At 70.6% G+C, this 13,505-nt stretch carries 9 protein-coding genes; 5 read left to right on the plus strand and 4 right to left on the minus strand.

Annotated elements, in window-relative coordinates; translation table 11 throughout:
* Position 1 precedes the first annotated feature (1 nt).
* Together Dvina_RS22280 and Dvina_RS22285 are read right to left on the minus strand one after the other, a co-directional pair.
* Positions 2-1,342: an alpha,alpha-trehalose-phosphate synthase (UDP-forming) gene (locus tag Dvina_RS22280; RefSeq protein ID WP_223104398.1), complete on the minus strand. Its 1,341-nt coding sequence runs from the start codon at positions 1,340-1,342 to the stop codon at positions 2-4.
* Between the two features lie 99 nt (positions 1,343-1,441).
* Entirely contained in the window at positions 1,442-3,469 is a 2,028-nt protein-coding gene (locus tag Dvina_RS22285) for a glycoside hydrolase family 6 protein (protein ID WP_223104399.1), read from the minus strand.
* Between the two features lie 457 nt (positions 3,470-3,926).
* Here Dvina_RS22285 and Dvina_RS22290 point away from each other — a divergent pair, with 457 nt between their 5' ends.
* Positions 3,927-6,338: a glycoside hydrolase family 32 protein gene (locus Dvina_RS22290; RefSeq protein WP_223104400.1), complete on the plus strand. Its 2,412-nt coding sequence runs from the start codon at positions 3,927-3,929 to the stop codon at positions 6,336-6,338.
* On the opposite strand, the gene Dvina_RS22295 is transcribed toward Dvina_RS22290, so the two are convergent.
* Entirely contained in the window at positions 6,335-7,225 is an 891-nt protein-coding gene (locus tag Dvina_RS22295; RefSeq protein ID WP_223104401.1) for a Glu/Leu/Phe/Val dehydrogenase dimerization domain-containing protein, read from the minus strand. The genes Dvina_RS22290 and Dvina_RS22295 overlap by 4 nt on opposite strands.
* A gap of 78 nt (positions 7,226-7,303) precedes the next feature.
* On the opposite strand from Dvina_RS22295, the gene Dvina_RS22300 reads away from it, so the two are divergent.
* From Dvina_RS22300 to Dvina_RS22315, 4 genes are all read left to right on the plus strand, one after another.
* Complete coding sequence (locus Dvina_RS22300; RefSeq protein ID WP_223104402.1) at positions 7,304-7,762, plus strand: Lrp/AsnC family transcriptional regulator; 459 nt, start codon at positions 7,304-7,306, stop codon at positions 7,760-7,762.
* Between the two features lie 106 nt (positions 7,763-7,868).
* Positions 7,869-10,700 (plus strand): methyl-accepting chemotaxis protein, encoded by a 2,832-nt coding sequence (locus Dvina_RS22305; RefSeq protein ID WP_281428399.1) that lies wholly within the window; start codon positions 7,869-7,871, stop codon positions 10,698-10,700.
* 4 nt (positions 10,701-10,704) lie between these two features.
* Complete coding sequence (locus Dvina_RS22310; protein WP_223104403.1) at positions 10,705-12,177, plus strand: chemotaxis protein CheW; 1,473 nt, start codon at positions 10,705-10,707, stop codon at positions 12,175-12,177.
* Entirely contained in the window at positions 12,152-12,898 is a 747-nt protein-coding gene (locus Dvina_RS22315; protein ID WP_223104404.1) for an aminotransferase class IV, read from the plus strand. Before Dvina_RS22310 ends, Dvina_RS22315 begins: the two co-directional genes overlap by 26 nt.
* Here Dvina_RS22315 and Dvina_RS22320 read toward each other — a convergent pair.
* Entirely contained in the window at positions 12,890-13,465 is a 576-nt protein-coding gene (locus tag Dvina_RS22320; RefSeq protein ID WP_223104405.1) for a helix-turn-helix domain-containing protein, read from the minus strand. The two genes, Dvina_RS22315 and Dvina_RS22320, sit on opposite strands and share 9 nt — an antisense overlap.
* Positions 13,466-13,505 lie beyond the last annotated feature (40 nt).

The following is a 13,505-nucleotide window of genomic DNA, read 5'->3' on the forward strand; positions in this document are numbered from 1 at the left end:
ATCAGGTAAGTGCGTCGAGGAACTCCCGGGCCCAGCGGGCGACGTCGTGCTCCAGGACCCGCTCGCGCATCCGGCGCATCCGGGCCGTGAGATCGTCCGGCGCGGCGGCGATCGCCGCTGTGATGCCGCGCTTGACGTCGTCGACGTCGTAGGGGTTGACCAGGAACGCGTCGGTCAGCTCGGCGGCGGCCCCGGTGAACTCCGAGAGCACCAGCGCGCCGCCGTGGTCGCGGCGGGCGGCCACGTACTCCTTCGCGACCAGGTTCATCCCGTCGCGCAGCGGGGTGACGAGCATGATGTCGGCCGCCAGGTACAGCGCGACGAGCTCGGCCCGGGTCCGCGACTGGAACAGGTAGTGCAGCGGCACCCGCCCGACGTCGCCGTACTCGCCGTTGATCCGCCCGACCTCGCGCTCGACCCGCTCGCGCAGCTGCTGGTACTGCGCCACGCGCATCCGGCTCGGCGTGGCCACCTGGACCAGCACGGCCTCGTCGTTGCTGATCGTGCCGTCGGCGAGCAGCTCGCCGTAGGCCTCGATGCGCTGGTCGATGCCCTTGGTGTAGTCGAGCCGGTCGACGCCGAGCAGCAGCAGCCGGCGGTCGCCGCCGAGGTCCTTGCGCAGGCGCTCGGCCTCGGCGAGTACCTCCGGGTCCGCGGCCAGCGCGTCGATCTCGGCGGCGTCGATCGAGATCGGGAAGGCCCGGGCGGTGACCGTGCGCCCCTCGTACTCCACGTGCTCGCCATCGGGGTGCAGGCCGAGCAGCTGCGCGGTCAGGCGCAGGAAGTTCTGCGCGGCCAGGGGCTGCTGGAAGCCCACCAGGTCGGCGCCGAGCAGCCCGCGCACGAACTCCGTGCGCCGGGGCAGCTGCATGAACAGCTCGACCGGCGGGAACGGGATGTGCAGGAAGAACCCGATCCGCAGGTCCGGGCGGGCCGCCCGCAGCAGCCCGGGCACGAGCAGCAGCTGGTAGTCGTGGACCCACACGGTGGCGCCCTCGGCGGCGACGTCCGCGGCCGCCTCGGCGAAGCGCCGGTTGACCGCCTCGTAGGCGACCCGCCACTCGCGATGGTGCACGGCCGGCTCGACGCCGTCGTGGAAGAGCGGCCAGATCGTCGAGTTCGACTGGCCCTCGTAGTAGCGGTCGACGTCCTGCGCCGAGAGCTCGACGGGGCGGATGTGCACGCCGTCGTGGTCGAAGGGCTCAGCCGCCTCGTCGGGGGTACCGCCCCAGCCCACCCACGCTCCACCGGCATTGCGGGCGACGGGCTCCAGTGCGGTCACGAGGCCGCCCGGGCTCGCGTCCACGGGCAGGCGATTGGCCACGACCACGAAGGATTTCACGGCTCTAGCTGTACCTCAGCCGCCGGAAACCAAACGCGAAAGGGGCCCCCGGGTGAACCGGGGGCCCCTTCGTGGAGCGGTTTCACACCAGCGAGCTGGTTACAGCGCGGGGTACGCGTTCTGCATGAGCTGCTGGAACTGCGCCGAGAACCACGCACCGGAGACCGGGGCGTTGGGCAGGGCACCGCTCAGGCTGTTGCCGTTGCGGCCGTTACCCGTGTAGGTCGGGTCACACATGCGGTCGAAGCCCTTGCCGCCGGGGTTGTTCGGGCCGGTCGGGACCAGCGAGCTGGAGCCGTCCGACTCGCCCGGGGGCTTGATCCACACGTAGGCGTCGATACCGGTGGCCGGGGTCGCGCGGGGGCGCTCGCCAAGGCCGGCACCGCTCTGGTTGCACCAGTTGCCGGCGTGGATGCGCCGGTCGATGCGGGAGGCGTCGACGTAGGTGTTGATGTCGGTCGACGTGCTCGCCGCGGTCGGCCGGGCCGTGCCGCCCCAGCCGTTGCGGCTGGTGTCGATGAGCATGCCGATGTTGGAGTTGAAGCCCTGGCCGACAAGCGCGGTGCGGAAGGCCTGAGCGAAGGTCAGCTCGTCGGTGTACTGGTTCCAGTCCACCCACTTCGACTGCCGGATGTTCTGACCGCCGACGGTGGTCGTGGGCTGCACCCACGGCTCGGACAGGGCCGAGTAGTTGGCGGTGTTGGTGATGAAGCCGTCAACCGTGTTGACGCCGCCGACGGCGCCCTTCGCGGTGCTGGCGAACAGCTGCGCCGACGGGGTGAAGTTGCTGTCCCAGCCGATCCAGCCGTGGTGGGCGGCGTCGATGTAGTTGTAGGTGTTGGTGCCGACCGCGTGCAGCTTGCTCAGGGCGTACTGGATGCCCGTCACGTAGTTGCCGTTGGCCTTCATCGTCGCGCAGGCCGCCGTGGCGCCCGCCTCGCTGCCCGCGTTGGTCACCAGGTTCGGCAGCGAGTCGATCTCGATGATGTTGACGATGCGGATGCCCGCGTACTTCGAGTTCGCCTCGATCGCGGCGATCTGGTCGATGTACTCGGTCTTGTAGCGGTCGATCTCTGTCGGGCCGAGCTCACCGTTGGAGGCCAGCGCCGCGCAGTCCCGGCCGGGCAGGTCGTAGATCACGAACTGCGCCAGCGTCGCGCCCTGGGCCAGGGCGTTGTCGAGGTGCTTGGACAGGCTGGTGGTGTAGCCCGAGCCGGCCGGGGCGGTGATGGCGGCGATCGAGTCGAGCCAGACACCGGTCGGCTGGTTGGAGATCCGGCTGCCGCCGGTCTCCGCGGCGGCCTTGGCCGACCAGTCGGGGTTCACGTACCACTTGGCGCCCACGAAGGGGTTGTCGACGTGGGTGCCGTTGTTGCCGCCGCCGGTGGTGACGGAGACCGCCACGGCGGTGGTGGTGGCCGTGTTGCCGTTGGCCGCGGTGGCCTTGGCGGTCACCGAGTAGTTGCCGGCCGCGACGTTGGTCCAGCTGTAGGTGTACGGCGAGCTGGTGTCGGTGCCGAGCAGTGTCGAGCCGTTGTAGAAGTCGACCTTGCTGATGGTGCTGCCGGCGACGCTGGCGGTGGCGGCCAGGCCGATCGTCGCCGGGGCGGTGAAGGTCGAGCCCTGGGTCGGGCTGGTCAGCGCCACGACGGGGGTGCCGTTGCCCGGGTTCGACGGCGAGGTCCCCGGCGAGGGGGAGTTCGACGTCGGGGTGGTGGTGGTGCCGCCCGTGCAGGCGGTGCCGTTGAGCGTGAAGTTGGTGCCCGCCGGGTTGCTGCCGCTCCACGCGCCGGTGAAGCCGAACGACGCCACGCCGTTGCTGGCGAGGTTGCCGTTGTAGCTCAGGTTCGTGGCGTTGACGTGCACGCCGGACTGGGTCTTGTTCGCGTTCCAGATCTGGCTGATGGTCTGCGAGCTGTTGCCGAAGTCCCAGCCGACGTTCCAGCTGGTGGTCGCGTCACCGAGGTTGGTGACGTCGACCTGGGCCTGGAACCCGCCCGGCCATGAGCTCACGATCGTGTACTTGGCCGAACACCCGGCCGCCGCGGACGCCGCGTTGGCGACCACGACGGCACCGGCGGTCGCCGCGAGTGCGGCCGCCGATATGAGGGCAATCTTGCGCCTCATCGACTCTCCTTACATTGACGGGCTCGAAATCGAGGTGCAGTTACCGTCCGTACTGCCCCTGCACCTCGTCAAGGCGATCGTCGGCCGCGTGCCCGTTTACCTCGTAAGTGGCTGGTCACCGCCCTGAAACTTACGGTGATAACCCGAGCGGAGACGGGGCGAGGCGGGGCCGGGGCACCCCGTGAACCCCGAGCGTCCCACGAACCGTTCGGTCCCGAAATGTCGATCACGGCCGATGTTCGGGGCAGCGCTCAGGGCTTTCGAAACGCTTCGAACATTCTTGAAAGTTACACACCGTGGTTTTTTGCCGGTCCGGCCCGCACATATTGACCGGCGTCGTCACGTGGCGAAGACTGACAACGTTGACGCCCCCGGCCACAGCATGTGGAAACGGCTGCGGTCGGACGTCTTTGACAACGTTGTCAGCAGTTCCCCGACCGCCACCGGGAGGACGAAGATGAGACGCCTGCTGATCTGCGCCGCGGCCGTGCTGCTCGCCGTGGCTACCCTGGCCGCCCTGCCGCCGGCGCCGGCCGCCGCGGGCACCGCCGCCGACTATCCCGAGTACCCCTACCCGGCCACCCCGGCCGGCACCGCCGCCTACGACGAGCCGTTGCGCGGCCAGTTCCACTTCAGCCCGCTGTCGGGCTGGATGAACGACCCGAACGGCATGGTCTACTACCGCGGCACCTACCACCTGTTCTTCCAGCACAACCCGCACGGCCTGGCCTGGGACACCATGCACTGGGGCCACGCCACGAGCCCCGACATGGTCCACTGGACGCAGCGCCCGATCGCCCTCGAGCCGGGCGTCCACGCGGGCGACCTGTGGTCCGGCAACGCCGTCGTGGACACCGCGAACGTCACAGGCCTCAAGCGCGGCGACGACGACCCGATCGTGATGTTCTCCGGCACGAACGGCGTCACCGTGCACTACAGCACCGACGGGGCGCGCACGTTCCAGACCTTCGACCACGGCCGCAAGGTCGCCGTGCCCGGCGGCATCAGCCGGGACCCGCACGTGTTCTGGCACGCCGCCTCCGGCCGCTTCGTCATGGTCGTCTGGAACGATGCCGGCAGCGACGGCGGCGGGAACGGCGCCTCCTTCTACACGTCCACGAACCTGCTCGACTGGACGTACCGCAGCCGCTTCGCCGCCGGCTGGTTCTTCGAGTGCCCCGACATGTTCCCGCTCGCCGTGGACGGTGGCGCGACGAAGTGGGTGCTCACCGACGCCTCGGGGGAGTACACCATCGGCAGCTTCGACGGCACCGCGTTCCACTCCGACTGGGCGTCGCCGCAGCGGATGGACCTGGGCGCCAACGACCCCGGCGGCACGTTCTACGCCGGCCAGACCTTCACCGGGGTCCCGGACGGGCGGCGCATCCAGATGAGCTGGCAGCCCGGCAATCACGGCAGCACGTGGACGGGCGACCAGACGTTCCCCGCGGAGCTGGCGCTGCGGACCTTTCCCGAGGGTGTACGCCTCACCCGCACGCCGATCCGCGAGCTCTCCTCGCTGCGATCGGGCGGGGTGACGTACACCAACCGGGCAGTCGATGCGAACAGCCCGCTCGGTGTCGCGTCCGCCGACACCTATGAGGTGAGCGCGGAGTTCGACGTCGCGGGCGCCACGGCGAGCACGTTCGGCCTGAAGCTGCACACCCGTGCGGACGGCACCTACGATCGCGCGGTCACCTACGACCGGGCCGCCGCCACGCTCTACGGACGGCCGCTGAGCGCCGTGAACGGCCGCGTGCGGATGCGCGTGCTTGTCGACCGCGGCCAGCTCGAGGTGTTCGGCAACGACGGCCGGCTGTCCGTGAGCGACAACGTGAACTTCGACTCCGCCGCGACGAGCCAGGGCCTGCAGGTGTACTCGACCGGCGGATCGGTCACGCTCGTGTCCCTGCAGTTCTACCGCCTGGGCCGGTCCTGGGGCACCGGCGAGGCGACCCTCGAGGGCAACCTGGCCGGCCCGTGGACCGCGACCGGCGGCGCGTGGACGGACGTGGCCGGCGGCAAGCGGGGCACCGCCACCGGCGACGCGTTCTACCTGAGCGCCACCACGTTCACCGACGGCACCTACGAGGGCGACGTGCAGGTCGTCAGCGGTACTGCCGCGGCCCTGACGTTCCGCGACGGCTACTCGGCGAACGTGGACACGTCAGGCGTGGTGAAGCTGTGGCGGCCGGGCCGCGAGATCGCCACGTACGCCACGCCCATCGCCACCGGCCGCTTCTACCACCTGAAGGTCGTGGCCGCGGGCCCGAGGATCCAGGTGTACCTCGACCACCGCACCACCCCGGTCATCGACGCCACCGACACCGCCTACACCGCGGGCCGCCTGGGCCTGAACGTCTTCCACGGCACCGGGGTCGTGGCCAACCCGACGGTGAACGGCCCCGGCCTGCGCACCAACCTGGCCGGCCCGTGGCACCCGGTGGGCGGCGGCTGGACGGTCCCGGGCGCCGGGCTGCACGCGAGCGCCCCGGGCGACGCCTTCTACCTGAGCGGCTCGACGTTCACGAACGGCACCTACGAGGCCGACGTGCGGGTCGTCAACGGCGTCGCCGCCGCCCTCACGTTGCGCTCCAGCGCGGACGCCACCCAGCACTACACGGCCAATGTGGACACGAGCGGCGTCGTGAAGCTCTGGCGCCCGGGCCGCGACATCGCGACCTACCCGACGGCCGTCCAGGAGGGCCGCACCTACCACCTGAAGGTCGTCGCGCAGGGGTCCGCCTTCACCGTGTACCTCGACGGCGCCAGGGTCATCGACGCCACCGACACCGCGTACACCGGCGGCTACCTGGGCGTCAACGCCTACGCGGGCACCGCGGCCTTCCAGAACATCACCGTCTCCTAACCCCGGTCGAGGAGCCGGCGCAGCGTGTCGCCGATCGCCTCGACCCGGGCCATCGCCGCGGCGGGGGCCGAGCCGTGCAGCTCGACCTCCGTCGCGTAGATGACCCCGCCCGCGCTGACGACGTGGTCGGGCGCCCAGACGATCCCGCGGGCGCGCAGCAGCTCGGCCGTCTCCGGGCCGTCGAGCTGGTTGTTGGCCGGCCCGGCGACCGCCCGGCAGCGCAGCCGCGGCACCGACGCCGGGGTCAGGATGCCGCCGAGCGCGGCCGGCACCAGCACGTCGACGTCGGCCTCCAGGACCCGCTCGGGCGCCAACCACTCGGCCGCCGGGAACAGCGCCCGCTTCGACTCGTCGACGTCGGACACGACCACGCGGTGCCCGGCGTCGAGGAGCCGGCCGGCCACCAGCGCGCCGACGTGGCCCAGGCCCATCACCGCGAAGCTCGTCCCGCCGATGACCCGCAGCGCCGCCAGGACGCCGGCCGCGGTGGCGGGGGAGGAGTCGCCGGACGCGGACGGGCGGCAGAAGACGTGCGTCGTGCGGGTGGCGATCTCCTCCATGTCGTCCGGGCCGGTGCCGACGTCGGGCCCGGTCGCGTAGGCGCCGCCGAGCTCCTCGACCAGGTCGCCGACGTCGTGGAGCACCCCGGCGCCGCGCTCGCCGACGACGACGGTCTTGCCGCCGCCGTGCGCGAGCCCGGCCGCCGCGCACTTCGCGGTCATGGCCGCCGACAGGCGCAGGGCGTCCTCGAGCCCGTCGCGCCAGTCCGGGTACCGCTTGATCCGGCACCCGCCCAGGGCCGGCCCCCGGGCCGTCGAGTGGATGGCGATGATGATGACGGCGCCGCTGCGGACCCCGCGGCGAATGACGACTCGTTCGTGCTCCATGCGCTCAAGGTAGGACGGACGATTCCCGGATTCGGCCGTCGCCGAACATCGTTCGGCACCGGGCCTACAATCCCGCCCGTGGACGAACTTGATGCGGCGATCGTCGCCGCGCTGCAGCGCGATGCCCGCCAGACGAACCGGGATCTGGCCGCCGCGGTCGGCATCGCCCCGTCGACGTGCCTGGAGCGCGTCCGGGCCCTGCGCGAGCGGGGTGTCATCACCGGCTTCCACGCCGAGATCAGCCTCCCGGCCCTCAACCGGCACGTGCAGGCGCTGCTGCACGTCCAGGTCCGCCCGCTCAGCCGCCAGGTGATCGAGGCGTTCAAGGCCTACCTCGGCACCCTCCCGGAGGTCCTGTCCTTCTTCGTCCTCACCGGCGGCGACGACTTCCTGGTCCACGTGGCCGTCCCGGGCGTCGAGAGCCTGCACGCCTTCCTCATGGACAAGTTCAGCCAGCGCAAGGAGATCGTCGGGTTCCGCAGCTCCGTCATCTACCAGCACGCCCGGGCCAACGTCATCGAGCCGCTGGATCTGTGACCTAGCTTCCTAGGCCGCAGGGCGCGGTGTGGTTTGCCTCAAGACCATCCGTGCTGCGCCGAACAGGCTGGTGCAACGCACCGTCGCGGCACCCGAGGAGCAACCTGTGCCCGAGTCCACCGGTCTCGTCATCGACTATCCGACGCCGGCCCTGGCCGAGGCGTCCCTGGCGCTGCTCGTCCAGGAGCGGCTGGTCATCGTCCTCAACGCCAAGAACGGCTCGGTGATCTCGGTCAACGACCGGGTGCTGGAGACGACCGACCTGCCGATCGAGGAGATCGTCGGCAAGCGGCTCGAGGATCTCTGGAAGCTGCAGTCGCAGACGGTCGATCAGCTGCTGGACGCCGCGCGGGCGCACAAGTTCGTCGAGCAGGTGAACTCGATCGTCGACAGCGGCGGGCGGCAGCGGTGGCTGCGGTTCAACTGCGGGCCGGTCGGGGGCAAGGGGCGCGAGACCGAGGCGATCCTGATCACCGCGTACGACATCACGAACGACAGGCGGCTCGTGGCCGAGCTGCGCGGGAAGTACGCCGCGGTGGACCGGGCGCAGTCGGTCATCGAGTTCGACCTCAACGGCGAGATCCTCACCGCGAACGAGAACTTCCTGGAGCTGACCGGGTACTCGCTCGGCGACATCGTGGGCCAGCACCACCGCATGTTCGTGGAGGAGGCGACGGCCAACAGCAAGGAGTACGCGGAGATGTGGGCCCGTCTCGCCGCGGGTGAGGTGGAGAGCGGGGAGTACAAGCGCATCGGCCGGGGCGGGCGCGAGGTGTGGCTGCGCGCGACGTACAACCCGATATTCGACCTGGAGGGCCGCCCGTACAAGGTCGTGAAGTATGCGCTCGACGTGACGGAGTCGAAGCTGACCGCGGCCGAGTTCGTGGGGAAGGTCGCGGCGGTCGACCGCGCGCAGGCGGTGATCGAGTTCGACCTCGACGGCACCATCAGGGCGGTCAACCGCAACTTCTGCAACGTGACCGGGTACGAGCCGGACGAGCTCATCGGCCAGCAGCACAAGATGCTGGTGGGTGAGGAGGAGGGGCGCTCGAACGGGTACCGCGGGTTCTGGCAGCGCCTGGCGAAGGGGCAGTTCGAGCAGGGGGAGTACAAGCGCTTCGGCAAGAACGGCCGGGAGGTGTGGCTGCAGGCCAGCTACAACCCGATCTTCGATCTGGACGGCCGGCCGTACAAGGTGGTGAAGTACGCGACCGACATCACCGACTCCAAGCACAAGAACGCGGAGTTCGAGGGCAAGGTCGCGGCCATCGACCGTGCGCAGGCGGTGATCGAGTTCGACCTGGACGGGATGATCCTGTCGGCGAACCGCAACTTCCTGGAGACGATGAACTACGGCAGCGCCGACGAGCTCAAGGGCAAGCACCACCGGATCTTCGTGGACCCGACGACGGCGGCGTCGGAGGACTACCGGCAGTTCTGGGCGCGGCTGAGCCGCGGGGAGTTCGAGTCGGGGGAGTACAAGCGGGTCGGCAAGGGCGGCCGGGAGGTGTGGCTGCAGGCGACGTACAACCCGATCTTCGACCTGGAGGGCCGCCCGTACAAGGTGGTCAAGTTCGCCACCGACGTGACGGAGGCGAAGCAGCGCAACGGGGAGTTCGAGGGGAAGGTCGCGGCGATCGCGCGGGCCCAGGCGGTGATCGAGTTCGACACGAACGGGATCATCCTGGACGCGAACCGCAACTTCCTGGACCTGCTCGGCTACAGCCTGGACGAGATCCGGGGCCGCCACCACAAGCTGTTCGTGGATGCGCAGGACGCCGCGTCGGACCAGTACCAGGACTTCTGGGACCGGTTGAAGCGGGGCGAGTTCGACTCGGGGGAGTACAAGCGGGTCGGCAAGGACGGCCGCGAGGTGTGGATCCAGGCGACGTACAACCCGATCCTGGATCTGGACGGCCGGCCCTACAAGATCGTGAAGTTCGCGTCGGACGTGACGCAGGCGAAGCTGCGCACGGCGGAGTTCGAGGGCAAGGTCGCGGCGATCAACCGGGCCCAGGCGGTGATCGAGTTCGACCTGGACGGCAATGTGCTGACGGCGAACGACAACTTCCTGCGCACGATGGGCTACTCGATGCGGGAGATCGTGGCGCAGCACCACAGCATGTTCTGCACGCAGGACTATGTGACGTCGCAGGAGTACCGCGACTTCTGGCTGCGGCTGGGGCGCGGCGAGATCCTCAGCGGCCGCTTCCACCGGGTCGGCAAGTACGGGCGCGACGTGTACCTGTCGGCGACGTACAACCCGATCTTCGACCTCAAGGGCGATCCGGTGAAGGTCATCAAGTTCGCGACCGACGTGACCCAGCAGGTGGAGCTCGAGCAGCAGCTGAGCGTGAAGACGCGGGACATGAGCAAGGCGATCGACGAGCTGTCGACGTCGATCGCGACGATCGTCGGCAATGCGGGGCAGGCCAGTGAGCTGGCCGGGGAGACGCAGACGAACGCGCAGCGGGGCTTCGAGGAGCTGCGCAAGTCGATCGAGGCGATCGACCTGATGGAGCGCTCGTCGGATCAGATCGCCGGGATCGTCCAGGTGATCGGGGAGATCGCGTCGCAGACGAACCTGCTGGCGTTCAACGCCTCCATCGAGGCGGCCCGGGCCGGTGAGCACGGGGTGGGCTTCTCGGTGGTGGCCGGGGAGGTGCGCAAGCTGGCGGAGCGCTCGTCGGACTCGGCGCGGGAGATCAGCCGGCTGATCCAGGAGTCGGCGACGCGGATCAACCAGGGCTCCCAGGTGGCGCAGCGGGCGCAGGACGCGTTCGAGGAGATCCTGCGCAGCGTCGGCAAGACGGCCGAGTCGATCCATCACATCGTGACGCAGACGCAGATGCAGCAGGACGCGTCGCGGACGGTGAACTCGCTCATCGGTGACCTGGTGGGGGCGGCGCCGTCGGCCGAGGTCGGTCTGGACCAGTGACGAGGTGAGCGCGATCCTCTACGGGGTGTTCACGGTCGCGGAGGTCCACGTCGCCCTGCCGCTGTCGGAGCTGCGCGAGGTCATCCCGTGCCCGGCGTCGTTCAACCCGCTGATGGCCTCGGCGCCGGGGCTCGTCGGTGCGGTGATGCTGCGCCATCAGGTGATCCCGGTGCTGGACCTGCGGCGGATGGTGGGTGTCGACTCGCCGGCGCAGCCGGAGATCGTGGTGGTGGCCGCCTACGCCGGTTCGGTGTTCGGGCTGCTGGCCAGCGGGGTCCGCGGCGTGGTGCACGTGGAGGAGCGCGAGCGGCTGGGCATGTCGGTGAACGTCGAGCTGCCGCAGGTGTTCGCGAGCACGTTCGAGCGGGCCGACGACGGGGCGGTGGTGTGTGTGCTGGACTGCGCGGCCATCACCCGGCTGCCGGGGATGGTGCTGGCCAGCGACACGGGCGGCCCGTCCGGTGCGGTGGCGCAGGCCCAGGAGCAAGGGCGCGTCGGGGGTACCGCCACGAGCCGGATGATGATGCTGCTGCGGGCCGGGGAGATCGGCCTGTGCATCGACGTCTCGCACATCCACTCGGTCGTGCCCGAGCTGGTGCTGAAGTCCTCGCCGATCGACGGCGGGATCGTCCACGGCGTCATCGAGCTCGGCGACCATTACGTCCCGACCGTCGACGCTCTGGCCGTGCTGGGCCTGGGCGCGCTCGCGCCGATCGACGTGAAGCGGGGCGTGGCCCTGGCCTACGAGCGGGGGATTCTGACGTTCGCGGTGACGGAGGTCGTGTCGATCGTGTCGGTGGCCGACGGTGACGTGCTGGCGGTGCCGGACTTCGGGCTGCCGTCGTCGGACTTCGCCGTCGGGATCCTGCCGGGCCAGGACGGCGGCTCGTATCTGGTCATCGACGGGTCGCGGCTGCGGGCCGACGGGGAGCTGGGCACGCTCGCCGCGCTGGGCACGCCGGTGGCGGGGCGGGCGGCGGCGCCGAAGCGTGACACCCGGGCCGACGAGCCGCCCCCGCAGGACGGCCGGGTCATCGAATACCGGGCCCGCAAGTACCTGACGTATCTGGCCGGCCCGGAGGTGGCGACGCCGCTGACGCAGATCGCGGAGATCGTGCCGTATCCGGGCGACGTGATCCCGTTCGTGGGCGGCGGCCCGCTGCGCGGGGTGTTCACGCACCACCGCACGTCGGTGCCGCTGGTGGACCTGCCGGCGCTGCTCGGCGAGGCGGCGCAGATCGACCCGGCGGCGGCCCGGGTGCTGCTGGTCACCGGGGTCGGGTTCATCGTGCCGGGGCTGCGGGCGATCGAGGAGTCGACGTGGGAGGAGCGCGTCGCCGACGGCACGCCCGCGCCGCAGTCGCTGGCCGGCAGCCCTCTGGTGAAGATCGGCACGCGGATGCTCGCCCGGCTGGATCTGGAGGAGTTCGCCCGCACTATGGTTGGCGACCGTGGAACTGATCAGGGTGGAGCTTGACGGCCGCGAACCCACCCTCGATGAGCTGTACGGGCCGCTGCTGGCCAACTTCGGGCACTTCACCGCGCTGCAGGTGCGCGCCGGTCGGGCCCGCGGCCTGGACCTGCACCTGACGCGGCTGTCGGCGCAGACCCGGGAGCTGCTCGGCGCGGACCTGGACACCGGGCAGGTCCGGGGGTGGCTGCGCCACGCGCTGCGCGACGTGCCCGACGCGTCCGTGCGGGTGAACGTGTACCCGGGCCCGACCGTCATGATCTTCGTCCGGCCCCCGGCGTCGCCGCCCGCGTCGCCGCTGCGGCTGCGGTCCGTGCCCTACGAGCGGCCCGCGGCGCACCTCAAGCACGTCGGCGGCTTCGGCCAGATCTACTTCGGCCTGCGGGCGGAGGCCGAGGGCTTCGACGACGCGCTGCTGACCGACCGCACGGGCGCGGTGTGTGAGTCGGCGATCGCGAACATCGCGTTCTTCGACGGCACCACTGTCACCTGGCCGACCGGGCCGCACCTGCCGGGGATCGAGATGCAGCTGCTGGAGCCGCGGCTGCCGTCCCGGCGGGCCCGGGTCGACCTCGGCGGCCTCGGGGCGTTCCGCTCGGCGTTCACCACCAACTCGATAGGCGTGACGGCGGTGGCCCGCATCGACGACGTCGAGTTCACCGTCGACGCCGGCCTGATGCACCGCGTCGAGCGGGAGTTCACCGCCGTGCCCTGGGACTCAATCTAGTTTCCGCAGGTGGGTGCGGCGGCCGCCGTGGTCGAAGATGCCGAGGATCTCGGCCGGCCCGCCCTTCGACCCGAACGCGTGCGGGACCATCGTGTCGAACTCGGCCGCCTCGCCCGCCTCGACGAGGATGAGCCGCTCGTTGAGGCGCAGCGCGATCGTGCCGCTCAGGACCGTGAACCACTCGAAGCCGGGGTGGGCCTTGAGCTGGTCCGGTCCGGCGACGGGCCGGTCGATCCGCATCTTCGCGACGGTGGTGCCGCCGGGGCCCGCCTCGTGCCGCAGCGTCCACGTGGTCATCCCCCGCTCGGCGTCGTGGCGGGGCCGGATCACCACGTCCGCGTCGCCGGACTCGACGAGCGCGTCGAGCGACGTGCCGAGGGCCCGGGCGATGGCGGTGAGCTGGTCGAGGCTGATCCGCCGGTGCCCGGTCTCGATCCGGCTCAGCGTCGACGGGCTCAGGTAGCAGGCGGCCGCGAGGTCGTCGAGGGACATGCCCAGCGCGCTGCGCAGCCCCCGGATCCGGCTGCGCACGAGCGCGTCGAGATCCCCATCCCCGTCTTGCTTCATACGCAAGATGCTATGCGATTGCGGCAAGGTCTGGCTACAG

This window comes from Dactylosporangium vinaceum (genome assembly GCF_019904175.1).
Taxonomy (GTDB): domain Bacteria; phylum Actinomycetota; class Actinomycetes; order Mycobacteriales; family Micromonosporaceae; genus Dactylosporangium; species Dactylosporangium vinaceum.

Bases quoted from the DNA above. Each gene is read 5' to 3' on its own strand.
- Dvina_RS22290 (WP_223104400.1), top strand. From the start codon at position 3,927: ATGAGACGCCTGCTGATCTGCGCCGCGGCCGTGCTGCTCGCCGTGGCT.
- Dvina_RS22320 (WP_223104405.1), bottom strand. From the start codon at position 13,465: ATGAAGCAAGACGGGGATGGGGATCTCGACGCGCTCGTGCGCAGCCGG.
- Dvina_RS22295 (WP_223104401.1), bottom strand. From the start codon at position 7,225: ATGGAGCACGAACGAGTCGTCATTCGCCGCGGGGTCCGCAGCGGCGCC.
- Dvina_RS22285 (WP_223104399.1), bottom strand. From the start codon at position 3,469: ATGAGGCGCAAGATTGCCCTCATATCGGCGGCCGCACTCGCGGCGACC.